Below are 24,827 nucleotides of genomic sequence, written 5' to 3' on the forward strand. Positions count from 1 at the left end.
GAAAGACCGGCAGAACTGGCCTTGACGACCGGACAAAACTCACGAAGAGCACCTTTACGCCCGGGTAGCGGTGGCAGGCTGGCAGACACCGGGGATTCACCGGGGGGTGACGGCGCGGGCGGACAGCGAGGGGTAGCACCAAGGGGGCTTTCGCCCGCGCCACTCCCGCCCGACGGACGTCACAACCCGCGCCGGGAAACGATCCACCGCCGACCCTTGCCCCGTCGGCTACTGGCCCGGCGGCCCGCTCCGTCCAGCCGTCAGCGCGTAGAGCAAGCCCGACTCCTGCGGCAACAACCGGATGCCGCTCTCCTCACAGGCCCGGTCGAGGCGATCGAGAACAACCGGGTCCCCCGTGCTCGCAGCAAGCCCCACCAGCGCCTCCACGACGTCCCGCCGATCGTGACCGGCCTCGGCAGCGGCGGCGAACCACTCGGCCGCCAACTCCCGGTCACCCCGGTGCAGAGCCAGATTGCCCTCGATCAACGCGCAGATGCCCGCCTCCGGCCCGCCCCACGACAGCACCGCGTCATCCGAGCGTGGTCGCGGCGGCCCGGCCCGCCGACCCCACCGTCGACCAGGTGCGGCAAGCGTCGCCTCGGAGACCCCGGTACGCAGCTCGGCGAGCACCTCGGCCGCCTCCACGACACGCCCGTCCTGGGCGAGCGCCAGCCCGACAGTCCCCAGCACACGACGCCGCTGACCCGGATCACCCAACTCGAACAGCGCCGCCACCGCCCGCCGCCCCTGGTCCACGGCATCGGCGTACCGGCCCTCAAGGCGGGCGACTTCGGCCCTGTTGGCCCAGGCGAGCACCCGCAACCGTGGCTCACCGCCCTCGGCGGCGAGCCGGACCACGGCCGCCAGCCGACGGTGCGCCGCAGCCAGATCACCAATCCGGATCTCATGCCAGGCAAGGCTGTTCTGCGCCACCGCCACGTCCCGGGTACGCCCGTTGCGCGTGGCCAGCCGGAGCAGCGACTCCGCCTGCTCGCGGGCTTCGTCGTGCGCGCCGACGCTCGTCAGCAGCGCGCCCAGCACACTCCGGGCCTCCAGCTCGCCGGTCACGTCGCCCGCCTGCCGGAACAGGTCCAGCGCGGTCCGTGCCGTGCGCAACTCGTCGGCCTCCGCGCCATGCTCGGCAGCGAGCCGCGCCACCCCGAGACTCGCCCAACCGCGCAGGATCGGGTCCGCGTCGACAGTCCGCGGGTCGGCCAGCAGACGCCGCAGCCACTGCCGGCCGGTCACGTCGCGCCCCCGGAACCGCCACCAGCGGGTCAGGCAGGCCGCCAGTCGCAGAGCGGTAAGCGGATCGTCGGTGGCCGCGTGCGTCAGCGCCGAACTGATGTCGCTTGCCGCCTCGTCCAGCCGGTGCACCGCGTCGAGCAGTCGAGGGCCAGCCAGGTCGCCGGCGGTACGCGCCACCAGACGGGCGATCACCTCCGCGTGCCGGCGCCGGAGGCAGGCCAACTCGCCGGCGCCGACCGCCTGCTCGACAGCGAACTCACGGACGGCGTCGAGCAGCCGAAACCGGAACGGCCCGGTGCCACGTACGCTCAACAGGCCGAGTTCGGCGAGCCGGTCCAGCAAAGGAACCGGGTCGATCGCCACAGTTCCTTCCTGGTCGGCCGCGTCGGCAAGCATCTCCTCGGCCAACTCCACCGACCACCGGTTGCCGAACATGGCGAGCCGCCGCAACGCGTCCCGCTCATCGGGCGCGAGCAGCCGGTAACTGCTCGCCACGGCATCCCGCAGGGTGACCGCCACAGGCGTACGGATGGCATCGGTGCCGTACTGGCGGTTGGTTGTCGACTCGGGCGCGTCCCATCCGGGGTGGGCAGCCGGATCGGCGGGGGTGGTCAGGTCGAGCACCCGGTCGCCGTACCGGTCGAGCAGCTCGGTGAGGTCGAGCAGCCGGCCCCGGGCGGCCATCAGCTCGATGGCAAGCGGCAGTCCACCCAGTCGGCGAACCAGCGCGGCCAACGCCGGCAACTCCTCGGGTGTGGGCGGCTCCCGGCGGACCTGGGCGAGCCGGGCGATGAACAGCGCGACCGCGGGCCAGGAACCGAGCGTGGCCGGGCCGGAGTGTTGGGCGTCAGGCGGTGGCACCTCGAGCGGGGCCACCGGCCAGACCCGTTCGCCGGGCAGACCGACCGGGTGTCTCCCGGTGACGAGCACCCGCAGCGACGGCACCACTGTGGTCAACCGGTGCAGCGTCTCGGCGACCGGGCCGGGGGCCCGCTCCACCGCGTCCATCACCAGCAGTGCCGGCCGGCCGGACAATCGGGCGGCAAGCTCCGGTAGCCGGGCCTCGCCCAGCACTGTCATCGCGCCGGCGAGCACGTCCGGCCCGTCCGAACCCTCCCCGACCAGCACACCGGCGACGCCGGCCGGATACGCGCGGGCTGCCGCGTGTGCCACGGCCAGGGCGAGCGCGGTCTTGCCGACGCCGGCCAGCCCGACCAGGCTCACCAGTCGAGGGCCGCGCTCGGCGATCAGCATCTCGGCCAGCTCGCTGACGTCGCGGTCGCGACCGATCAGGGCGACCGGAGGCGGAAGGGCTGCCGGTGCGGCTGTCGCCTCCGTGTCGCCGGCCACCGCACCGCCCTCCGGCTGCGGAGGTTCACCACCGGCGGCGCCCCGGGCCGCGCTCAGGAACGCCGCACGGGTGGCTCCGGTCAGCTCCAACGCCGTGGCGAGCAGCTCGACGGTGGTGCGCTGCGGCCGGACCGATCGGCCGCGTTCCAGGTCGCGTACGGTCCGCACGCCCACCCCGGCTCGGGACGCCAGCTCCGCCTGGGTCAGTTCGGCAGCACGCCGGTGCGTGCGGAGCAGCTCCGGCAGCCGGGTACGACCAGCCGGGCTCCGCGACCAGTCCTGATCCGGAGTCATGGGCACGAAGAGTACGGTTCGACGCCGACTGATGGCAGTCGACCGTCTGGCTCCCGACGCCCGCTCGCCGATATCCGACAGCCGAACGGACAACTCGGCCTGGACAGGTGGCTGAACCGCTCGCCTCCCGGGTGCCCGCGCGGGTCAGAGACCCAGGTCGCGAGCGATGATCATGCGCTGCACCTCGCTGGTGCCCTCACCGATCTCCAGGATCTTGGAGTCCCGCCAGAAGCGGGCCACCGGGTACTCGTTCATGAAGCCGTAGCCGCCGTGGATCTGGGTGGCCTCGCGGGCGTTGTCCACGGCGATGGTGCTGGCGTGCAGCTTGGCGATGGCGGCCTGCCGCTTGAACGGCTCGCCGGCCAGCATCCGCGCGGCGGCGTCGTAGTAGGCCAGCCGGGCGGTGTGGGCCTTCAACTCCATGTCGGCGATCTTGAACTGGATCGCCTGGTTGGCACCGATCGGCCGGCCGAATGCCTGCCGCTCCTTCGCGTACTTGATCGACTCGTCGACGCAGCCCTGCGCGAGCCCGACGGCCAGCGCGGCGATGGCGATCCGACCCTCGTCGAGGATCCGCAGGAACTGGGCGAAGCCCCGACCCCGCGCACCGAGCAGGTTGGCCGCCGGCACCCGGCAGTCGTCGAAGGTCAGCTCGTGGGTGTCCGAGGCGGTCCAGCCCACCTTGGAGTAACCAGGCGCCACGCTGAAACCGGGCGTGCCGGTGGGCACGATGATCGTCGACAGTTCCTTCGAGCCGTCCGGGTTGGTGCCGGTCACGGCGGTGACTGTGACGAGTGCCGTGATGTCGGTGCCCGAGTTGGTGATGAACGCCTTCGACCCGTTGATGACCCACTCGTCGCCGTCCAACACGGCGCGCGTCTGGGTGCCTGCGGCGTCGGAGCCGGTGCCCGGCTCGGTGAGCCCGAAGCCGGCAAGCGCCTCGCCGCTGAGCAGCTTCGGCAGCCAGGTCGCCTTCTGCTCCTCGGTGCCGAACCTGTAGATCGGCATCGCGCCGAGCGACACCGCCGCCTCCAGCGTGATCGCCACGCTGGAGTCGACCCGCGCCAACTCCTCAAGGGCCAGGCAGAGCGCGAAGTAGTCGCCGCCCATGCCGCCGTGCTCCTCGGCGAAGGGCAGGCCGAACAGGCCCATCTTGCCCATCTGCCGGATCACCTCGTACGGGAAGGTGTGCTGCTCGTAGTGCTCGGCGATGACAGGGGCGACCACCTCGCGCGCGAAGTCCCGCACGCTGGACCGCAGCGCCGCTTGTTCGTCGGTGAGCCGGAAGTCCATCTCAGTCCTCCTGTGTGGACGGCCGCCGTGCGCTCGTGACGCCGGGCGGTCGCTGTGCGGGTGGTCGGGGATCAGACCGGGGTGACGCCGTGCCGGCGCCGAGAGAACGTGCGGTCCTTCGTGCGTGCCGCCGCGAAGCGACGGATCAGCTCGGCGCGTAGGTCGTGCGGCTCGACGATGGCGTCCACCACCAGCTCGCTCGCGAGCCGGACGACGTCGATGTCCTGCTCGTACTCGGCCCGCTTGGCGGCCACGAAGGCGGCCCTATCGGCCTCGTCCCCGATCGCCGCGATCTTGTTGGCGTAGACGGCGTTCACCGCTGCCTCGGCCCCCATCACCGCGATCTTCGCGGTAGGCAGCGCGATTGTGGCGTCCGGCTCGAACCCGGGACCGGCCATCGCGTAGAGGCCCGCGCCGTACGCCTTGCGGACCACCACGCAGATCTTCGGGACTGTCGCCTCGGAGATCGCCGTGATCATCTTTGCGCCGTGGCGGATGATGCCCTGCTTCTCGACGGCGCTGCCGACCATGAAGCCCGGCACGTCGCTGAGGAAGAGCAGCGGCACGTTGAACGCGTCGCAGAGCTGCACGAACCGGGTCGCCTTGTCGGCGGAGTCGACGAAGAGCACCCCGCCCTTGAACATCGAGTTGTTGCCGAGCACACCGACGACCTCGCCGTTCAGCCGACCGAAGCCGATTGTCAGCTCCTTGGCCCAGAGCGCCTGGATCTCGAAGAACGACCCCTCGTCGAGCAGTCCCTTGACGTACCGGCGCATGTCGAAGGCCTGCCGCTCGCTGGCCGGCACCAGCGCGGCCAGGTCGGCCTTCGCGGGCGCGTCGACCGCCGGGGCGGTCGGCGGCTGCTGCGTCCAGTTGGCCGGCAGGTACGACAGGTAGGTCTTCACCACGTCGAGCGCGTCGGCCTCGGTCTTGCAGAGGAAGTGCCCGACGCCGGACTCGGCGGTGTGCACCTTGGCCCCGCCCATCGCCTCAAGCGTGGTCTTCTCGCCGGTGACCATCTCGACCATCCGGTCGGAGCCGAGGTACATGCTTGCGTTGCCGTCGACCATGGCGACCACGTCGCAGAACGCCGGGATGTAGGCCCCACCGGCGGCGCTCGGGCCGAACAGCGCGCAGACCTGCGGGATCGAGCCGGAGGCACGCACCTGGTTCCAGAAGATCTTGCCGGCGCCGCGCCGTCCGGGGAAAAGGTCGACCTGGTCGGTGATCCGCGCGCCGGCCGAGTCGACCAGGTAGACCATCGGGACGCTTGTGGAGTATGCGCGCTCGATGATCCGGATGATCTTTTCGACCGTGCGGGCGCCCCAACTGCCGGCCTTGACCGTGGAGTCGTTCGCCATCAGGCAGACCTGTCGGCCGTCGATGGTGGCGGTGCCGGTGACCACGCCGTCGGCGGGCAGCCCGTCGGCGAGCGCGTTGGCGTAGAGGCCGTCCTCGACGAAGGAGCCCTCGTCGACGAGCAGGGCGACCCGCTCGCGGGCGAAGAGCTTGCCCTTGGCGGCGTTGGCCGCGTGGTACTTGTCCGCGCCGCCGGACCGGGCCCGCTTGCGCAGTTGCTCCAGTGCCTCACCGTCGAGCGTCACGCCGACTCCCTCGCCGTACTGACCTGAACGATCGTTAGGCTATCGCATTCGCGCGCCCCTCGGCGACCCGTGCGGGGAGCAGCCAACCCCTCAACCTAGACATTGAAATGGATTGATGTTTGGGGCTAGGCTCCTGGCACCCCCTCCCGGATAAGGAGTCAGCGATGACCTCACGACTCAAGCGGCTCGCGGTCGCGTCACTCGCGACGGCACTCGCCACCCTCGGCATCACGGTCGCCAACCCATCGCCCGCGTCCGCCGCCATGACCATCTGCTACAACACCAGCCAGGCGGGAAGCTACGCCAGCGTCGCCAACCAGGCCGCCTCGATCTGGAACAACGCCACAGTCAACCTGACGCTCTCGGCGAACTGCGGCTCGAACCTGCGGATCTACCGGATCACCGGTGGCGGCTCGTACGCCGTGCGGACCAGCCTCGGCAACGGCCGGGTCTACATCGACACCCAGCAGGCCGCCCAGTACAGCGTGCTGCGGATCATGACCCACGAGATCGGGCACATCCTCGGCCTGCCGGACAACTACAACGGCAACTGCTCGCTGCTGATGTCCGGCGGCAGCGCCGGCACCAGCTGCACCAACGCGTACCCGAGCAGCGCCGAGGCGAACCGGGTGAGCAACCTCTTCGCCGGCACCTTCGCCGCCACCGAACGCAGCGCCGACCGCGCCGGAGCGGACGTCTTCCAGGACAGCTGGCCGAGCATGCTCACCTCCGTGAGCTGACCTGGCCGAAACGACGGAGGGGCCGGCACTCTGCCGGCCCCTCCACCACGTCACGGCCCGTCAGTCGGGCATCGGCGTCAATCGGGTACGCGGACCCGCCCGCAGTACGCCGGAGGGCAGCTTCTTGCCGAGCAACTCCTCGGCCAGCTCGGCCGCCTCGATCAGGGCCGCCAGGTCGATGCCGGTGTCGATGCCCATGTCGTGAAGCATGTGCACGGCCTCCTCGGTGGCGAGGTTGCCGCTGGCGCCCGGCGCGTACGGGCAGCCACCGAGGCCGCCCACGCTGGCGTCGAACTCGGTCACCCCCAATTCCAAGGCGGTCAGCAGGTTGGCCAGCGCGGTGCCCCGGGTGTTGTGGAAGTGCAGCAGCACCGGCACGTGCGCGTTGCGGTCGCGTACCGCGGTCAGCAGCTCGCGGACCCGACGCGGAGTGGCCATGCCCGTGGTGTCGCCGAACGCCACCCGGTCCGCGCCGTCGCGGACCACCCGGTCCACGATGCCGGCCACCCGCTGCGGGTCGATATCCCCCTCGTACGGGCAGCCGAAGCTTGTCGCCACGATCACCTCGACCCGTGCGGAAGCACCGTGCAGCAGGTCGATCAGCTCGGCGATGTCGTCGAGCGACTCGTCCGTGGCGCGGTTGACGTTGCGCCGGTTGTGCGTGTCGCTCGCCGACACCACCACCTCGATCTCGGTGAACCCGGCGGCCAACGCCCGCTGGGCACCCCTGGTGTTGGGCACCAGCGCCGAGTAACGCACCCCCTCGGCCTTCGTCGCCCGACGCCACACCTCGTCGGCGTCGGCCATCTGCGGGATCGCCTTCGGGTGTACGAACGACACCGCCTCGATCCGGCGTACGCCGGTGCCGGAGAGCGCGTCGAGTAGCCGCACCTTGGCGTCGGCGGGGATCGGGTCCTCGTTCTGCAACCCGTCCCGCGGGCCGACCTCGCGGATCGAGACGGAATCTGGCAACTGGGTCATTCGGTCACCTCGCTGTGACGTCGGGTCGGGACGGAGGGTTGGGGCCGGGGGCGGGGGGCGGGGGGACAGCGCGACGACCGGCGGCCGCCCGAGGGCTCAGCGCATGCGGGAGACGATCGCCGTGTCGTAGGCGCCGGAGAGAAACTCCTCGTTCTCCAGCAACTCGGCGAAGAAGGGCAGGTTGTTCTTCGGGCCGACGATCTGGAACCCGGCGACCGCGTCCCGCGCACGGGCGATCACCTCGTCACGGCTGGCACCGCTGACGATCAGCTTGGCCAACAGGCTGTCGTAGAACGGCGTGACGGTGTTGCCCTCGACGTACCCGGAGTCCACCCGGATGCCCTCGCCGGTGGGCTCCACCCAGGTCGTGACCTTGCCGGGGCCGGGCAGGAAACGCTTCGGGTCCTCTGCGTTGACCCGCAGTTCGATGGCGTGCCCGCGCGGCGACAAAGCGTCCGGGTCGAACGTCGGCGCCAGGCCGGCGGCCACCCGCAACTGCTCCTCGACCAGGTCGACGCCGTAGACGTACTCGGTCACCGGGTGCTCCACCTGAAGCCGCGTGTTCATCTCCAGGAAGAAAAAGTCTTCGGAGTCAGGAACAGCGCCAGCAGCGTCCGGCTCGCGCGGGACCAACAGGCACTCGACGGTGCCCGCGTTGCGGTAGTTCACCGCCTCACCGGCCCGCACTGCCGCCGCCAGCAGGCGGTCGCGCAGCTCCGGCGAGACCGCCGGGGACGGCGACTCCTCGACCAACTTCTGGTTGCGTCGCTGCACCGAGCACTCCCGCTCGCCGAGCGCCACAACCCGACCGTCGGCGAGGCCGAGGATCTGCACCTCGACATGGCGTACCCGGGGGAAGAACCGCTCGATCAGCACCGAGCCGTCGCCGAACATCCGCTCGGCGAACGCGCGCACCTTGTCGTACTCGATGCGCAGCGCGCCCTCGTCGGCGGCCACGCCCATGCCCATGCCGCCGCCACCGGCCGCGGCCTTGACCATCACCGGATAGCCGATCTCCGCGGCGGCGGTCACCGCCGCGTCCAGGTCGGCGGCCGGGTCGGTGGTCCCGGGAGCGACAGGCACCCCGGCCGCGGCCATCAGATTCCGAGCATTGATCTTGTCGCCCATCGCGGTGATCGCGTCCGCGCCGGGGCCGACCCAGATCAACCCGGCAGACTCAACGGTACGGGCGAACTCGGCGTTCTCCGACAGGAACCCGTAGCCGGGGTGGATGGCCTGCGCACCTGTGGACTTCGCGGCTGCGAGGATCGCCTCGGTGTTGCGGTAGCTCTGCGTCGGGTTCGGCGGGCCGATGAGGACCGCCTCGTCCGCCTCGACGACGAAGGGCAGGTCGGCGTCAGCCTCCGAGTACACCGCGATCGCGCGGATGCCGAGCCGCTTGGCGGTCCGGATGATCCGGCGGGCGATCTCGCCCCGATTGGCGACCAGCAGTGACTCGATCATGTTTCCTCCAAGTGTCCGAATGTCGGGACGCCTGTCAGGGAACCATGACCGGACCGCTTCTGACGAGTCGGCTCAGGCGAGCAGCGCGGCGAGGGTGGCGTCGCGCAGCAACTCGGCCCGACGCTGCCGATCGACCTCGCCACCGAGGAACGGCGTCGAGTTCATCAGGCCGAAAGCGGCATGCGCCAGCACCCGCGCCTCACCGTCGGGCATGCCCGGGTGCAGCGCGGTAAGCACTGTCACCCACTCCTCGACATAGAGCCGCTGGAGCCGGCGGATGCGCCGCCGCGGCTCCTCCGGCAGGCGGTCCAACTCGTGCAGGTGCAGCGCGATCACCGCCGGGTTGGCAAGCGCGAACTCGACATGGAAGTCGATAAGCGACTCCAGCACGCCGCGCGGGTCGTCCGGGTGCCCGGCGGAGCGTTCCCGCCCGCCGGCCAGCAACCCTTCGCTGACCGGGATCAGCGCGGCGGCCAGCATGGCCTCCTTGCCGGCGAAATGGTGATAGAGCGCCGGACCGGTGACCCCCGCCGCCGCGCCGATGTCGTCCATCGACACACCGTGATAACCACGGGCGGCGAACAGCCCGACAGCGATCTCCAGGATCTCGTCCTTGCGGGACCGGCGCCGGCCCGCACCCACCGCGCCCCGCGCCTGCTGCTCCACCTTCACCGGGCAAGCGTAGACCGCGAACCGCGCCGGTTGGTTACCGGTCAGTTGCGCCCACCGACCGCCAGCCGCCCCTCGTCCGGCAGGGGCGGCCGGCGGCGGTCAGTCCTCGTCCAACTGGTGCTCCGCGCGCACTGCGGCGGCCTCCGTCGGCCGGTCCAGCAGGTCCAGCGCACGGGCCAGCAGCCAGGCCGTCTGGCGCACGGGCCGCGAGTCGGCGGGGAGCCCACCGAGCACGCGGCGCAGGAGTGGTTCGGCCTCCGCCGGCCGTTCCAGGCGCAGCAGCAGCTCGCCGGCCAGGATCTCCACCTGGATGGCCTCACCGAACGCCTCGATCGACCGCAACCGGTCGGGCACGCCGGCGATGCGTCGCAGTGCCTCGTCCGGTCGGTCCTCCCCGGTCAGCACCCGGGCGCCGACCTCGGCCACCATCGCCAGCTCGTAGGTGGCCGCCGGCTCCGTCCGCCCGGCCAGCTCCACCGCCAGCGCGTCCACCAGCTCGACAGTACGCAGCGCCGCCTGCCGATCATCGGACCAGAACCAGGCGTACGCCTCCCGTCGGCGGGCCCGCAGCTCGTCCAACCGCAGGTCGGCCAGCCGGTACGCCGTGGCGGCTGCGGCGAACCGCTCGGCGGCCGCCGCATCCCGGTCGGCGTCGTAGAGGATCCCACCGGCCTCCTCAAGCACCTGCCCCCGGTGCGGGAGATTGTCCGGTCCGTCCAGGTTGTCGGCCAGCTGGCCGAGCAGCGCCAGCGCCGGCTCGATCTCACCGAGCCCGGCGTAGACACCGGCCAGCAGGTGCCGGCAGCGGTCCGCCTCCGACTGGGCACCCATCCGGGCCAGACCGAGCACCGCTTCCTCGGCCACCTCGGCCGCCTCGGAGAGCCGACCCACCGTCCGGTACGCGATCGCCAACTCCCAGCGCAGGAACGCGTCACCCTCGGCGCCCCGTTCCACGCAGAGCGTCACCGCCTCGACGAAGTCGTCCACAGCGTCGGCGGCCCGACCGGCGGCGAGCAGCGCCCGAGCCCTGGCGACCCGCACCGGCAGCTCCGCGTCCGGCGGCGCCCATCGCAGCGCCTCGTCGCAGGCGACCACCGCCTCCGCCGGATAGTCGACGGTCCGCGCGTACGCCAGGCAGGCAGCCGTCTGCAACTCACCGACGCCCAACTCCTCGGCGATCCGGCGGGCCGCGGCGGCGGCGGCGCGGGCCTCCTCGATGCGGTCCAACTGCTCCAACAGATGAGCACGGTGCAGCGCGATCCGGGTCGCCAGATGCCTGTCGCCGCCCCCGTCGGCCGGTGCCCGGTCGAGTGCCGCGAGGGCGTCCTCCCACCGTTCCCGGTGCAGCAGCGCCAACGCCAGCCGGTCGTACCCGGCCGCCCGCTGTCCGGCCTCACCGAGCCGGTCGAGCACCTCGACGGCCTCCCGGACCAGCGTCAACCCTTCCTCGGCGGTCTCGTCGGAGTGCGTCAACAGCACGCCGAGCCGCCCGGCAACCACCTGGGCGGGCACCTCCTCGGCCGCCTCCCGGTAGAGCTTGAGCGCGGCGCGGTTGATCTCGATGGCGCCGTCGACGTCGTCCTCGTCGCCGCGCTCGGCCGCGCGCAGCGCCAACCGGTGTGCTGCCGAACCCACCGGCAGGTCGGCAGCGCCGAACCGGTCGTCGAAGGCGGCCAGCGCCGCCCGGAAGGTGGCCCGCTCGTGGCGCCCCCAGCTCAGCTCTGCGAGATCCAGCAGGTCGTCCGGGCCGGCGTCGGCGGGCGGCTGCACGGCCGGCGGCTCGCCGACCCGGGCCTCCCTACCCTGCTCACCGGAGGACGACGCGCCGGTCGCCGCGTCGGCCCCGGCCGGGCGGGCCGGGCGGGCCGGGCGACGGCGGACGCTCGCGGACAGCGGCAGGTGCTCGCCGCTCGGCCGCACGGCGAGCCTGCGGGTGATCCACTCCGACTGGTGGGTGGTGCCGTTGCGGGCGTCGAAGCGGGCGGCCAGCCCGGTCGCAGTCTCGGCCAACTCGTCGGCCAACACCGACGCCGGCACCTCGGCCGCCGGCCGGCCCTCGGCTGCCCGGCGGTACACCGTCGACGCGCCGGCCTGGCGCAGCGCCGCAGCGCCGGCGGCCGCGAAATGCATGGCGGCGGCCGGGGACGGCGGCCGGTCCAGCCAGTCCAGGTGCCGCTCGATCAGCTCGACCGCCCGCGCCTCGTTTCCGGTCAACGTGCAGAACTCGACATGATCGCCGATGTCCCACAGGTCCGCGAGGTTGCCACGCAGCCGCCGGTAGGCCTCCCGGTGCGCGTCCCGCGCCGCCTCACCCCGCCCGGTCCGCAGGTACGGCAGGAGCAGCGCGGTGAGGATCGCCTGTGGCTGCTCGGTGCAGGTGAGCCGGCCGGCGAGCACCGGCTCGGCAAGCGCCACAGCCTCCGCGTCCCGCCCCGTGTCGGCGAGGTAGCCGACCTGACTCGTCGGGTCACAGCCCGCGCAGTCGGAGAGGTCATCGCGGGGGGTCGTCTGCCAGAGCCGGTACCAGTGCGCGGCAGCCTCCGCGTCGCCCACATGGTCGGCCACCCGGAACCGATGCTTGTGGACGGTCTGCAGGCTGTGCCCGCCCGCCCGATAGCGCCGCTCCATGTCGTCGAGCACCGCGTACGTGCGGTCCAGTGGCACCTCGGGGAACTTCAGCAGGCCGGACACCATGTACTTGAAGTGCCACAGCAACTGGTGCAGGTGCCGCTGGTGGTAGGGCTGCGGGTCACGATCGAACTCCGACAGGCACCAGGAGAAGGTCACGAACGACTTCGCCGGCTCCCCGCCGTAGACGTACCCGGTGGTGGCCTGCATACGGGTGACGAAGGCGAGATGCCTGTCGTCGGCGGCGTCCACCCGTCGTAGCAACTGCTCCAGGGCGGCGATCTGCCCCGCCCCGTACGGCATGTCGGCGATGCCGCGAAGCACACGCCACAGATCCTCGCCGCTCATGCTCACTCCCGTCCCGGCACGGCCCGGCCGAGCAGGCCGAGGAAGGAATCGTTCAACAGGGCGGCGTCGGCCGCGCGGATCGGATGGTGGCCGAGCAGCAACGCCTGCCCGTACAGCGCCTCGACGGCGAGCCCCACAAGCTCCGGGTCGCTGAGCATGGCCACCCGGCGTACCAGCGGGTTGCGATGGTTGAGCACCAGTTGCGGGCGGTCCGGCGGGGCGGTCGCGGCGAGCGCGTCGAGCACGCCGCCCCACAGCTCGTCGGCCCGGTCCCGGCTGGCGGCGAGCTGGTCGTTGAACGCCGCCGACCGGCTGACCAGGTAGAGCGCGGGCAGCGAAACCGGGTCGTACGCCCGGACGACCACCTCGCAGCCGGAACGCTCGACGGCCCGCTGCGCGGCGGTGAGGAACGGCCGCAACGCCAACTCCACCTGCGGGTCCAGTGCCTCGAAACGGGTCGTGAGGTCGCTCGGCTCCAACCGCTCGATCAACACCGTGCGGTCCACCACCGGCAACCGCTCGATCAACTCGGTGTCGTACGTGTAGCCGGCGTTCACCACCGCCAGGTCCTGCGCGGCGGCCACCGCGGCGAGCTGGCGGAACTCGTCGAGGCTCGCCGCGTAGCGGACCACGCCGTAGCGCTCCCGGAACTCGGCGAGGGTGAGCGTGCCGACGTTGGTGTCCATCGGCCACCACCTGTCGACAAGCCGCAGCATCTCGTCGTCGTGCAACGCCAGCGCCTTCACCCCGAGGTGGTGCACCTGGAGGAACTCGGCAAGCCGGCGCGGTTCGTGCCGAGCCAACCGGACAAGCCAACCCCGGACCTGGTCGCCGAGCGCCTCCCGGGTCGCCGTCAGCAGGGTGTCCTCATAGAGGGCCTCCCGGCTGGCGGTGGGGCGCAGCTCGGTCGCGTCCACAACGCAGTGCGCGAAGAAGGCCCAGTCCGGCAGCAGCCCGTCGGCGGTCTCGGTGAGCAGCATCCGCTTGAGGTAGACCCGGTGCCCGGCCCGGGCCGCCGGGTTCACCGGGGTGGGCAGGACGAAGGCGACGCCTGTCAGCCCGGCCTCCGGCACGGCGAGCGGCAGCACGTCGAACGGGTCCACACCGAGCGTCTCCCGGGCGTACCCGACAAGCGCGGCGCGGTCCAGTGGTGCGCCGGGCGTGGTCGACCACGGCGGTTCGCCGGTGGTGGTGACCACGTCGCCGACCCGGACGGTGACCGGCAGCAGCGAACCGAAGAGCCGCGCGAGGTCGGTGACCGTCGGAGTGGTGAACCACTGGTCGGCGTCCTGGCGGGGCACGAGCGTGACAGTGGTGCCCGGCTCGGCACGGGCGGCCTCGGTCGGCGCAACGGTCACCGCGTAGCGGCCGTCGGCGTACCCGGTCCAGCGGACCGTCGGGTTGTCGCCGTGCCGGGTGAGCACGTGGATCTCGTCGGCCACCAGGAAGCAGGAGAGCAGGCCGATGCCGAACTGGCCGAGGAACTCGTGCCGGGAGAAGCCCAGCTCGTCGCGCTTCGAGCTGCGGCCGATGGTGGCCAGCAGTTCGTGCACCTGCGCCTCGGTCAGACCGATTCCTGTGTCGTGGATTCGCAGGGTGCCGTCACCGGTGCGCTCCGGTGGCTCGATGCGGATCAGCGCGGGCGCTTCCGGGTCTGCGGCACGTCGCGCGGTGATCGCGTCCACCGCGTTCTGCAGCAGCTCACGGACGTAGACCCGTGGGCTGCCGTAGAGGTGATGACTGAGCAGGTCGACCACGCCACGTAGGTCGACCTGGAAGGTGTGGTCCACGCCTGATTTCTCCCCGATCCCGGTGCCGGCGCTCACCGTACCGACGTTCACGGGCCGGCGCGGCCCCCCTTTTCGCCACCGGCGGCTTGACCCTCGACCCTGTCGAACCGGCACGGTCGCCGGCATGACCTCCTCCGCTCTGGGCCGGGATTTCCGGCTCCTGTGGTCGGCCGCTGTCTCGTCCCGGTTCGGCGACGCGCTGCGTACCCCCGCTCTGGCTCTGCTGGCCGCGACGGTGACCCGTGATCCCCGGGTCATCGCGGCGGTCGCAGTGGCCGGGCTGTTGCCGCCGCTGCTGTTCGGCCTGCTCGGCGGCGTGTACGCGGACCGCTGGGACCGGCGTCGGGCCATGGCGCTTGTCGACGGGGTACGCGCAGTGGTGGTCGCGGCCCTGGCCGTGGCGGTCGCCCTCGACCGGTCGCCCGTCGTGGTGCTGCTTGTGGCGGCGTTCGTCCTCGCCACGCTGGGGACGCTCTTCGACTCGGCCTCGTTCGCGATGCTGCCCATGGTGGTTCCGCCGGACGCGCTGGCCCGCGCGAACGGGCGGCTACAGGCCGGAAGCGCTGTGGCTGGCGGCTTCCTCGGCGCGCCGGCTGCCGGCATCCTGTTCGCCGTCGCCCCTGCGCTCCCCTTTGCCGTCGACGCCGTCAGCTTCGCCGCGGCCGCCCTGCTCGTGCTGGCGCTGAGCCCGCCTCCCGCCGTGGCCTCGGCGACGCCGCCGCGGCGTAGTTCGGTGTGGAACGAGATCGCCGAGGGAGTGCGATGGCTGCGGGGTCACCGGACACTGTGGCGGGTCACGCTGCTCACGGCCGCGAGCAACCTGGCGATCAGCGGCATCCTGGCGGTGCAGGTGCTCTACGCGCTGGACGTGCTGCGGGTCCCGCCTGCCGGGTACGGGTTGTTCACGGCGGCTGCCATCGTGGGCGGCTTGACGGGGGCGCTCGGGGCGGGCCGGCTCGCCGCCCGGCTCGGCACGGTGTCCGCGCTGCTCGTTGTGCTCGCCGCGGAGACCGTCGCGCTCGCCGGGTTCGCGCTGGCCCGGCACCCGGTGTCGGGCGGGATCGCCTTGGCCGCCTTCGCCGCCGGCACCGTGGTGTGGAACAGCCTGTGGGCGTCGTACGGGCAGCAGCAGGTGCCGAGTGGGCTGCTCGGACGGGTGGGTGCCGCCCAGCGGATGGTCGGTCTGCTCACCGCTCCGGTCGGGGCGGCGCTGGCCGGGTTTGTGGCCGCCGCGTACGGGACGGTGCCGGTGATGGGCGGGGCAGCGGGCACGTTCGCACTTGTCACACTGGCGGCGTGGTGGGCACTACGGCCGGCCGCACCGACGCCGACGGTCGCGCCCACCAGCGACGCGACAGAAGCCCGGCCAGTGCCGCACCCGTCGCGTTGAGCAGCACGTCATCCACTGAGGACACCCGACCGAGGTCCAGCGCGTACTGGAGGAACTCGATGACCAGGGAACCGGCGGCACCGAGCAGGAAGAGCCTGCTGACGCTGGCGAGGGCGGCGAAGCGTACCGGGGCGAAGAAGCCCAACGCGGCGAAGACCAGCAGGTTGCCGACCACCTGGACCACTGCGGTCGCCGGCGGGGCGGTGAGTAGGTCGGCCAGGTCACGCAGCGGCACCAGGTGGACGTCGCGGGGGGCGGGGCGCGGCGCGAGGGTCATCCACACCCAGGGCAGGGTGCCGGCGACGGCGCCCACCTCGGCGATGCCGCGTCGCCGTCCCGCGCGGTCCGACGGTTCCCGCCGCGCGCGGGCGAGGCGCACGATGACAAGGGCCAGCAGCGCAAGGCCGGCCAGCACGGTGAACAGCACGGCGCACCAGTCCCGCCAGACCTGATCCATCGGCGCAGACTAGCCCGGGGTCCGTTCCCTGTGGGACAGCCCGGACAGGCGCAGTGCGACATTCCGGCGGACCGGCGGCACTGCGCCGATCAGCCGGAGCAGCACATCGCGGGCCGGCCGGCGCACCGGGGAGGCGGTCGCCAGCCGGGTCAGGCCGGCGGCGAGGCTCAGCACGTCCTCGGCCATCGGGCGCTGGCGGGCGCTGTAGTCGTCGAGCAACGTCTCCGAACCGCCGGCGAGCACGTCGGCCAGCGCGGTACCGGCGGCGACCGCGTCGCAGATGCCGAGGTTCATGCCCTGCCCACCGGCGGGGCTGTGGACGTGTCCGGAGTCGCCGGCCAGCAGCACCGGCCCGGAGCGGAAGGTGTCGGCGATCCGGTGGTGCACCCGGAAGCGGGAGCCCCAGAGCACGTCGGTCACCCGGTCGGGCCGCCGCGCCGGGCCCCGTTCGTCGAGCAGTGCCTGGAGGTACGCCCGGTCCGGGTCTGTCGGCGGCGTCGGCACGGCAGCGACAAGCCGGACCACCCCGTCCGGGAGGGGCGCCCAGACCAGCGGTCCGGAACGGGCGAGGAAGAGGGCCACCTCGTCGCACGGCAGCGAGCTGTCCACCCGCACGTCGGCGAGCGCGAAGGACTCCAGGTCGCTGGGGCCTGTGAAGCCGATGCCGGCGGCCTGCCTCACGGTGCTGTGCAGGCCGTCCGCGCCGACCACGTACCGGGCGCGCAGAGGCTCCCCGTCCACCTGCGCGAGCACCCCGTCGCCGGTCCGGGCAAGGCCGGTCAGCCGGCTCGGTCGCCGCACCCGCACGCCGAGGTCGGCCAGCTGCCCGGCGAGCACCTCCTCGGTGACGGACTGGGAGACCAGCAGCGCGTAGGGAAAGCGGGACGGCAGGTCGTGGAACGGAACTCTCAGGAGCACCCGGTCCCGGTCGCGCACTGTGAAGCCCGGCGACCGCACACCCTGGGCGACAAGCGGCGCTGCGGCGCCGACCAGGTCCAGCACCTCAAGGGTGTACGCGTGCACGACCGCCGCGCGGGAGGTCATGGGCGGCTCGGCCTGTTGGTCGAGCACTGTCACGTCGACGCCGCGGCGGGCCAGCGTCAGTGCGGTGGCGAGGCCGGTGGGGCCTGCTCCCACCACCAGAACGTCGGTGCTCATGGCCACCTCCGGTTCGGTTTGCCAACGACCGTTGGCAAACACTTGTTGGCAACGTTAGGGCTGGTGCCCCTTGAGTGTCAACAAGCGTTGGCATACGGTCGTTGACATGACAGAGACGGCGCCCCGGACCCAACCCCGCCGCTCGGACACCACCCGCGCGGCGATCCTGCGAGCCGCCCGGGAGCGGTTCGCCGCCGACGGGTACGAACGGGCCACGATCCGGGCCATCGCCGCCGACGCGAAGATCGACCCGTCGATGGTCATGCGCTACTACGGCAGCAAGGAGGGGCTGTTCGCGGCGGCTGCCGAATTCGACCTGCGGCTGCCCGACCTCACCGCCGTACCGGCCGGGCAACTGGGCGAGACGCTGGTCCGGCACTTCCTCACCCGCTGGGAGGGCGACGAGACACTGGTGGCGCTGCTGCGGGCCGCCAGCACCAACCCGGGCGCTGCCGAACGCATGCGCGGGATCTTCGCCGACCAGCTCACCGCGGCCGTTGCCACCTTCGGCACCGACCCGGCGACAACCGGCCGCCGCGCCGGCCTGGTCGCCAGCCAGATCCTCGGCCTCGCCTTCACCCGCTACATCGTTCGCCTGCCGCCCATGGTGGACCTGGCACCGGAGGAACTGGTTTCCTGGATCGCACCGACCCTCCAGCGCTACCTGACCGGGCGGGTCGAGAACTGACCCAACCTTTTGCCCCTCGCCATGCGTCTGCCAGGTGACGCACCGCGACAGCCGGGAGGGGGGCGGATGGCACCGACGGCGAACGACGGCCGCGACGGCTACCTCGCCTTCGTGGAGAGCCACCAGCACCGGCTGCTCCGCGCGGCGTACCTGATCTGCGGTAATCGACACCAGGCCGAGGACCTCCTCCAGGACGCCCTGCTGAAGCTGGCGCTGCGCTGGACCTCGGTACGCGACGGCGACCCCGCCGCCTACGTGCGGGCCATCCTCTACCGCGACGCCGTGTCCTGGTGGCGTCGTCGACGCCGGGAGTGGCTGAGCGCCGCGCCGCCGGACCAGGCGACCCGCGACCGCGACGGCGCGCTGCGGCTGGCGCTGCACGACGCGCTGGGACAACTCCCGCCCCGGCAGCGGGCCGTCCTGGTCCTGCGCTACTACGAGGACCTGACCGAGGTCGCCACTGCCGAAGCGCTCGGCGTGACAGTCGGCACCGTGAAGAGCCAGTGCCACAGCGCCCTGCGCCGACTCCGCGAGGTGGCACCGGACCTCGCCCCGCCCACCCGAGCGCACTCGGGCGACCTGGCAACCGGTGTGGAGGTGAACCCGTGAACGAACAGGACCTGCGACGACTGCTCACCGTCAGCGTCGAGGACGTCCTACCCAGCCAACCGGCGTCGGCAGGCTGGGATCGGGCACGGCGTACCCGGCGTACCCGGAGGACTGTCGGCGCGGTCGTCATGGCCGTGGCGCTCGTCGGCGGCGGCACCGTGGCCGCGCTGCGCCCGCCCGCCAGCCCGCCGCCGGGACACCCTGTGACACCGACCGTCGAGGCGACCCACGCTGGTCCCGTGCAGCACCCGCCGGCGGAGCTGACCTACCCACCCGATCCGCTGTCGCGGCTCGGTGACCAGGCGACAGTGCGGCTGTCCGACCGTCCGGTCCAGCGGGCGCTGGCGCTGTACCAACCCCTTGACGACCAGTACCGCGCGGACGGCCCGGTCCGGGTCCTCGGCGACGACGGCGTGGTGCGCAGTCTCGACGTGGTGACGCTGGCGCCAACCCGGGACCGGGACGGCAACGAGGCGCCCGCCGTGAAACCGGGCGTGCTGTCGCCGGACGGCCGGTGGGCCGCCTTCGCGCAGACCAACGAGCTGGTCATGGTCGACCTCACCAAGGCGGGCGTACGTCGCGTCCCGCTCGACGGCTACCTGGAGTTGGTGGTCTGGGCGAACGACCGGGTGCTTGTCGGCGGCGACGGCCGGACGTACGCGGTGCAGCGCGACACCGAGGCGGCGAGCACCATCGACGTGTCGGCCTGGGACCTGGCGGTACCCGACCCGGAGGCGGGACGCGAGGCCGCGCTGATCGAGACGGGCGGCCAGCGGGACGGCCTGACGTTGCGCAGCCGGACCGCCCGCGAGGGCGCACTCCGCTCCGAAGAACGCGTCACTGGCGAACTGCTGCCCGCCCCCTACCAGGTGAACGAGTTCTACGGCCGGGGCTGGCTGCACGGCGACCGGGTGGCCCGCGCTGCCTGGATCACCAACGACAGAATCGACGGCGCCGAGGGAGTGGCGGTGCTGGACGCCCGCACAGGCGCGGTGGCCCACGTGCTCGACCTCGGCTGGGACCGGGCGAAGGGCTGCTGCGAGGTGCTGGGCTGGGACAAGCAGGGTGCCGTGCTGCTCCGCCTCGAACCGGCGGGCCTGGCACGGTGGCACCCGGAGACCGGCGAGATCACTGGCGTGCTCCGCGACCGCGCCGGCATCGTGGCGCTGGCCGGCTGACCGCTCGCACGTCCGGCCAGCTGGCGCCCTCGTGCGTCCGGCCGGCTGGCGCCCTCGTGCGTCCGGCCGGCTGGCGCCCTCGTGCGTCCGGCCGGCTGGCGCCCTCGTGCGTCCGGCCGGCTGGCGCGTGACAGCGCTCAGCCGGCCGGGTCGTGCACGTGTCCGCCCACGCGGCGGGCTTGTTCAGGCGGCGATACCGCCGGGCTGGTCACCCTTTACGACAGGTGCCCGGACCAGGTTGCCCCACTCGGTCCACGAACCGTCGTAGTTGCGCACCTGCGGGTAGCCCAGCAGGTGCCGCAGCACGAACCAGGTGTGGCTGGACCGCTCGCCGATCCGGCAGTACGCGATCACGTCGTCGTCCGGGCTGAGCCCGAGCTGGTCGGCGTAGATGGCGCGCAGCTCGTCGGCGGACCGGAACGTGCCGTCCTCGTTCGCGGCGGACTTCCACGGCTTGTTGACAGCGCCCGGGATGTGCCCGCCGCGCAGCGCGCCCTCCTGCGGGTAGTCCGGCATGTGCAGCATCTCGCCCGTGTACTCCCCCGGGGACCGGACGTCGACAAGCGGCCGTCCGACGGCGATGTGCGCCATCACCTGCTCGCGGAACGCCCGCAGCGGCGCGTCGTCGCGCAGCGGCACCGGGTAGTCGGCGCGCGGCCGGTTCGGCTTGTCACGGGTCAGCTCGCGCCCCTCGGCGACCCACTTCTGCCGGCCGCCGTCGAGCAGTCGCACATCGACGTGGCCGAAGAGCGAGAACACCCAGAGGGCGTACGCGGCCCACCAGTTGAAGTTGTCGCCGTAGAAGACGACAGTGTCGCCCCGGCCGATGCCCTTGGCGGCGCACATCTCGGCGAAGCGCGTGGCATCGAGGTAGTCCCGGGTCACCTGGTCGTTCAGGTCGAGGTGCCAGTCGACCTTCACGGCGCCGGGGATATGACCGGATTCGTAGAGCAGCACGTCCTCGTCGGACTCGACCACGACGAGGCCATCGTCGCCCAGGTGCTCGGCCAGCCACTCGGTGGTGACCAGCCGCTGCGGGTCCGCGTACGACTGGAGGCGGGGATCAGGATCGTTCGGCACAGACATGATCCCCAAGGTACGCCGCTGTGCCGCCCGGCAGAGGGCCATCGGGTGCGACGCGGCACACGTCGGGTGGGCTCAGGCGCGACGGTGGGCGATCCGGCCGGCGACAACCGTCACCAGGCAGGTGCCGTCGGCGTCGTGCACCGCCAGGTCGGCCCGACCGCCCGCAAGCAGGTGCGGCGGCACGGGTGCGGACAGCACGAGCAGGTCACTTCTGTCGACGGCGGCCCGCAGCGCCGGGTCGGTCAGGTGCTCGGCCAGCACCGTCGTCACCCCGTGCCGCAACAGCGCGTGCACCCGCTCGCGCGGGGTGGGCGCCATTGGCAGTGGCCCGTCGTGCGTCAACCCCGGCCCCAGCGTGCCTGGCCAACGGCGAACACGCACACCGGCGTACGCCTCGATCAACTCGGCCAGCGGACCCACCGCCTCGACCCGGTCGCCACCGACAAGCACGGCGTGGCCCGGCACCGCCTCGCCGTCGGGGGTACGCCGCAGCAGGGGCGCGGTGTGCAGGGTGCGCACGCTCAGTCGACGATCGGCCCGAGCAGCGGACGCTTCGCGGTCACCGTGTCGCCGGACGAGCGGCCGGTGAGCCGCCGCTTGATCCACGGGGCGAGGTGCCGGCCGGCCCAGCGCAGGTCGGCCGCGCGGGCTGCGAGCCACGGCGACGGGGCCGGGTGCGGCGGAACCATCAGCCACTCCTCGTCGCAGCCCACGCCGAGCGCGTTCAACACCTGCCCGGCGACCCGCCGGTGCCCGAACTCGGACAGGTGCAGCCGGTCGGTGCTCCAGAGCATCGGGTTGAGGAAGGTGTCGTCGGCGTACAGGTCGACGAGGATGGCGCCGTGCCGCTCGGCGGTCTCACCGACCGCCTGGTTGAGCAACTCCACCCGGGGGGCGACGAGGCGCTGGCCGGGCAGCCGGGCCATCACGTCGGCGAACCGGAAGAGCAGGACGTCCGCGCCGCCCGAGCGCAGTTGGCGAACCACGTCGTCGAAGCGGGTGACGATCCTTTCCGGGTCGAAGGTGCGGCGCAACACGTCGTTTCCGCCGGCCGCGAAGCTGATCAGGTCGGGCTTCATCGCCACCGCGGCGGGCACCTGCTCGGCGACCACGCTGGGAAAGAGGCGACCCCGGATGGCCAGGTTTGCGTAGCGGAAGTCGGGGCCGGCCTCGGCCGCCAGCCGGGTCGCCACCAGGTCCGCCCAACCCCGGTAGGTGCCATCGGGGTACGCGTCGTCCATTCCCTCGGTGAAGCTGTCCCCGACCGCGACATAACTGCGCCAGCGCACCCGCGTCTCCCTCACGCCACCCCGTTGCTTGCGGCGACCAGTCTGTCACCGCTGACGCGACGGACGATGCCCCGGAGGGGCGACGTGGCGGACGTCATCCGTTCTGAGGATCAATGCGATGCCGGTCGGTGCGACGCCGTTCGGTGCGATGCCGGTCCGTGCGACGCCGGTCGGTGCGACGCCGGTCGGTGCGACGCCGGTCGGTGCGACGCCGGTCGGTGCGACGCCGGTCGGTGCGACCCGCCGGGAGCGCACCGGATGTGAGTCGACAATCCGGCTCGCGTCGGGTCGCCCCGGCTCGCATCCAGGGCTCACAATGGAGGGCCGGTCACCAGGCCGCGCAGCGGGAGGCCTACTTGAGTCAGGCAAGCGAACCGAACCCCGCCGGGCCAGCCCCGGCGGACACCACCTCGCCACGCACCGCCCGGAGTCGCCAGATCCGCCTCGTGGGGCTCACTGTCGCGCTTGCCGTCCTGGTGGCGGCCCTTGTCCCGATCGTGCTCGCCGCCGGTCCCCCGACCCGCGACGAACTGCTCGAACAGGCCGGCATGAAGGGTAAGCAACAGCTCGTCATCGGGGTGAAGGACGACCAGCCCGGCATCTCCCAGCGCTTCGGCAACAACGTCTGGAAGGGCTTCGACGTCGACATCGCCTACATGATCGCCGGGTTCCTCGGGTTCGATCATTCCCAGGTGCGGTTCCTGCCGATCGAGAGCGAGGACCGGGCCCGTCGACAGGCCCGCGACAACGACGGCTTCGTCACCGTCGACCTGGTCATCGCCTCCTACAGCATCAACGACAAGCGCGTGGACGAGGGCGCTGTCTTCTCCTCCTCGTACCTGCACACCGAGCAGTCGGTGGTGACCTTGAAGAGCTTCAAGGGCCAGGTGAGCAGCCTGGAGGACCTGAGCGGGCGGACGGTGTGCTCGCTCACCACGTCGACGTCCATCCAGCGCCTCGGTGAGGCCGGCGCCAAGCCGACAGGCCGCAACCGGATCAGCGAGTGCATCCAGATGCTGTACGACGGCACGGTCGAGGCGGTCACCACCGACGCGGCGATCCTCGCCGGCTTCGTCACCGGCGACCGGCCCGACGACAGCGGTCAGCGCTTCCCGGTCACGCTCCGCAACGTCAAGCCGTTGCAGCACTGGGACATCGGCTCGTCGCCCCAGGAGAGGTGGGGTATCAACACCGGCCCGAACAAGGCGCTGCGCGACCTTGTCGACCTCGCGCTCTACGTCTCGGCCAACGACGAGGAGGACTCGACCTGGGAGGACGCGTACAACACCAACCTCCGCTGGCAGCAGGGATACAACCTCCCGCAGCCGGTCGCGGAACAGCAGCAACCCGAGGCGAGGAAGGTGGAGGTGCGACAGTGGCCGTGGGAGAGGATCGCGCTACCCGCCCCGGCGCACCCCGGATCGCCAGCAACCCCGCCAACGCGGGCCGTCCGCGTCGGATGGCGGGGGCGCGGCAGGCGCAGCAGTGGCTGCTGACCCTCCTGCCCGCATTCCCCGTCCTGCTCCTGGTGCTGCGGCTGTGGCAGCTCAGCCGGCAGGACATGTCCACGATGCTGCTGCTTGTGCAGTACGTGAGCCCGCTCGGTCTGCTCAGCGCCCTGTTGATCGCCCTGGTGTGGGCGTTCCCCGTTGTCGTGTTGACGTTCGGGGTGCTCGGCCGACTGCTCCGGCTCAGCGCCCCTGACCGTTTCGACCCGGAACGGTCGCTGCTGGCTTCCCTGACGGCGCGTACCCCCGGTTGGGTGCTCACCGCCGCTGTCGCGCTGGGGGCGCTCACCTGGCAGCTGCGTTTCCTGCCGGCGCTGCTGATGCTGGGTCTGTGGCTGCTCGCGCTGCGCACCCGCTACCTGCACCCGCAGGAACCGACGCGGATCCTGCTGGTCAGTGTGGCGCTGCCGCTGGCGGCGGCGATCCTGGCGTACAGCCTGCTGGGTCCGGCGATCTGGACGGCGCTCCGGGAGGGCGAGTGGGCCACCGCGGCGCTGCTGGCGGTGCCACCCGTCACCACAGTGGTGGTCACCGGCCCGATCCCCGGCTGGATCGCCCCGGCGCTGACCCACGGTCTGGCGTTCACTGTCGCCGCCGTGCTTCCGCTGGTGATGGGCGCGGTCTTCCTCCGGGTGCCGCTGCTGCCCACCGCCGCGATCGAGGTGGCGCCGAAGGCGGCGGTCGGGACGCCGCGCACGGAGGCCCCGGACCCGACGGCGAGCCCGCCGCCAGATCTCACGGCGGCCCCGCCGCCGGCCAGCGGGGCCGGTACGGAGGTGGTGCTCGGGGCGCTCATCACTGTCACCGACACGTCGACGATCGTGCTGGACCAGACCGCCGGTGTGCGGTTCCTGCCGAACGGCCAGGTCCAGTCGCAGGTCCTCTGCCCGCAGGCGGCAGCGGCGCCCTACAGCCTGGTGTCGGTGCGCGGCTGGCCAGTGGAGGAGACCGCCCTGGAGTGGATGATGCCCCGACGACCGCTTACCGACCCGGACATGCGCTGCGCGGGCCGCCTACCCGGCGCGAAGTAACACGGGCCGACGCCCCGGCGC

General features: G+C 72.2%; 20 protein-coding genes. 7 read left to right on the forward strand and 13 right to left on the reverse strand.

Annotation, left to right across the window (positions count from 1 at the left end; genetic code table 11):
* Positions 1-228: 228 nt before the first annotated feature.
* From F4558_RS26365 to F4558_RS26375, 3 genes are all read right to left on the reverse strand, one after another.
* Positions 229-2,892 (reverse strand): ATP-binding protein, encoded by a 2,664-nt coding sequence (locus F4558_RS26365; RefSeq protein WP_167946386.1) that lies wholly within the window; start codon positions 2,890-2,892, stop codon positions 229-231.
* 144 nt (positions 2,893-3,036) lie between these two features.
* Positions 3,037-4,185 (reverse strand): acyl-CoA dehydrogenase family protein, encoded by a 1,149-nt coding sequence (locus tag F4558_RS26370; protein ID WP_053651763.1) that lies wholly within the window; start codon positions 4,183-4,185, stop codon positions 3,037-3,039.
* Positions 4,186-4,256: 71 nt separating this feature from the next.
* Positions 4,257-5,789 (reverse strand): acyl-CoA carboxylase subunit beta, encoded by a 1,533-nt coding sequence (locus F4558_RS26375; RefSeq protein WP_167946388.1) that lies wholly within the window; start codon positions 5,787-5,789, stop codon positions 4,257-4,259.
* Between the two features lie 164 nt (positions 5,790-5,953).
* On the opposite strand from F4558_RS26375, the gene F4558_RS26380 reads away from it, so the two are divergent.
* The gene (locus F4558_RS26380) at positions 5,954-6,529 is read left to right on the forward strand and encodes a snapalysin family zinc-dependent metalloprotease (protein ID WP_053651760.1); all 576 of its coding nucleotides are present in this window, start codon (positions 5,954-5,956) and stop codon (positions 6,527-6,529) included.
* A gap of 60 nt (positions 6,530-6,589) precedes the next feature.
* Here the strand turns inward: F4558_RS26380 and F4558_RS26385 are convergent, their stop codons facing one another.
* The 5 genes from F4558_RS26385 to F4558_RS26405 form a co-directional block, all read right to left on the reverse strand.
* Complete coding sequence (locus F4558_RS26385; RefSeq protein WP_053651758.1) at positions 6,590-7,510, reverse strand: hydroxymethylglutaryl-CoA lyase; 921 nt, start codon at positions 7,508-7,510, stop codon at positions 6,590-6,592.
* A 96-nt stretch (positions 7,511-7,606) separates the two neighbouring features.
* Entirely contained in the window at positions 7,607-8,974 is a 1,368-nt protein-coding gene (locus tag F4558_RS26390; protein ID WP_167946390.1) for an acetyl-CoA carboxylase biotin carboxylase subunit, read from the reverse strand.
* Between the two features lie 72 nt (positions 8,975-9,046).
* Positions 9,047-9,616 (reverse strand): TetR/AcrR family transcriptional regulator, encoded by a 570-nt coding sequence (locus tag F4558_RS26395; protein WP_157552169.1) that lies wholly within the window; start codon positions 9,614-9,616, stop codon positions 9,047-9,049.
* A gap of 129 nt (positions 9,617-9,745) precedes the next feature.
* On the reverse strand, positions 9,746-12,622 hold the full coding sequence (locus F4558_RS26400) for a hypothetical protein (protein ID WP_167946392.1): 2,877 nt from the start codon (positions 12,620-12,622) through the stop codon (positions 9,746-9,748).
* Positions 12,623-12,624: 2 nt separating this feature from the next.
* Positions 12,625-14,412, reverse strand: a complete 1,788-nt coding sequence (locus F4558_RS26405; RefSeq protein WP_167947672.1) for an HSP90 family protein — start codon at positions 14,410-14,412, stop codon at positions 12,625-12,627.
* A gap of 124 nt (positions 14,413-14,536) precedes the next feature.
* Between F4558_RS26405 and F4558_RS26410 the strand changes: the two genes are divergently transcribed.
* Positions 14,537-15,802, forward strand: coding sequence for an MFS transporter (locus tag F4558_RS26410; protein ID WP_167946394.1), 1,266 nt, complete (start codon positions 14,537-14,539; stop codon positions 15,800-15,802).
* Here the strand turns inward: F4558_RS26410 and F4558_RS26415 are convergent.
* Positions 15,696-16,259: a VanZ family protein gene (locus F4558_RS26415; protein ID WP_167946396.1), complete on the reverse strand. Its 564-nt coding sequence runs from the start codon at positions 16,257-16,259 to the stop codon at positions 15,696-15,698. The two genes, F4558_RS26410 and F4558_RS26415, sit on opposite strands and share 107 nt — an antisense overlap.
* 9 nt (positions 16,260-16,268) lie before the next feature.
* Positions 16,269-17,417, reverse strand: coding sequence for an FAD-dependent oxidoreductase (locus tag F4558_RS26420; protein WP_053652337.1), 1,149 nt, complete (start codon positions 17,415-17,417; stop codon positions 16,269-16,271).
* Positions 17,418-17,523: 106 nt separating this feature from the next.
* Here F4558_RS26420 and F4558_RS26425 point away from each other — a divergent pair, with 106 nt between their 5' ends.
* The 3 genes from F4558_RS26425 (at position 17,524) to F4558_RS26435 (ending at position 19,892) form a co-directional block, all read left to right on the forward strand.
* Positions 17,524-18,105 carry a TetR/AcrR family transcriptional regulator gene (locus F4558_RS26425; RefSeq protein WP_053651745.1) on the forward strand — a complete coding sequence of 194 codons (582 nt, stop codon included), beginning with the start codon at positions 17,524-17,526 and terminating at the stop codon, positions 18,103-18,105.
* A 66-nt stretch (positions 18,106-18,171) separates the two neighbouring features.
* A complete protein-coding gene (locus F4558_RS26430) occupies positions 18,172-18,714 on the forward strand; it encodes a SigE family RNA polymerase sigma factor (RefSeq protein WP_053651743.1) in 543 nt (180 codons plus the stop codon).
* Positions 18,711-19,892, forward strand: coding sequence for a hypothetical protein (locus tag F4558_RS26435; RefSeq protein WP_167946398.1), 1,182 nt, complete (start codon positions 18,711-18,713; stop codon positions 19,890-19,892). Before F4558_RS26430 ends, F4558_RS26435 begins: the two co-directional genes overlap by 4 nt.
* Positions 19,893-20,075: 183 nt before the next feature.
* Here F4558_RS26435 and F4558_RS26440 read toward each other — a convergent pair whose 3' ends face one another.
* The 3 genes from F4558_RS26440 to F4558_RS26450 form a co-directional block, all read right to left on the reverse strand.
* Positions 20,076-20,978 (reverse strand): sulfurtransferase, encoded by a 903-nt coding sequence (locus F4558_RS26440; protein ID WP_053652336.1) that lies wholly within the window; start codon positions 20,976-20,978, stop codon positions 20,076-20,078.
* A gap of 72 nt (positions 20,979-21,050) precedes the next feature.
* Entirely contained in the window at positions 21,051-21,497 is a 447-nt protein-coding gene (locus F4558_RS26445; protein WP_167946400.1) for a hypothetical protein, read from the reverse strand.
* 2 nt (positions 21,498-21,499) lie between these two features.
* Complete coding sequence (locus tag F4558_RS26450) at positions 21,500-22,267, reverse strand: SGNH/GDSL hydrolase family protein (RefSeq protein ID WP_053652335.1); 768 nt, start codon at positions 22,265-22,267, stop codon at positions 21,500-21,502.
* A 356-nt stretch (positions 22,268-22,623) separates the two neighbouring features.
* Between F4558_RS26450 and F4558_RS26455 the strand changes: the two genes are divergently transcribed.
* Positions 22,624-23,763 (forward strand): transporter substrate-binding domain-containing protein, encoded by a 1,140-nt coding sequence (locus F4558_RS26455; protein ID WP_167946402.1) that lies wholly within the window; start codon positions 22,624-22,626, stop codon positions 23,761-23,763.
* Complete coding sequence (locus tag F4558_RS26460) at positions 23,649-24,806, forward strand: hypothetical protein (RefSeq protein ID WP_312877448.1); 1,158 nt, start codon at positions 23,649-23,651, stop codon at positions 24,804-24,806. The genes F4558_RS26455 and F4558_RS26460 overlap by 115 nt, the downstream gene beginning before the upstream one ends.
* Positions 24,807-24,827 lie beyond the last annotated feature (21 nt).

Source organism: Micromonospora profundi (assembly GCF_011927785.1).
GTDB classification, from domain to species: Bacteria; Actinomycetota; Actinomycetes; order Mycobacteriales; family Micromonosporaceae; genus Micromonospora; species Micromonospora profundi.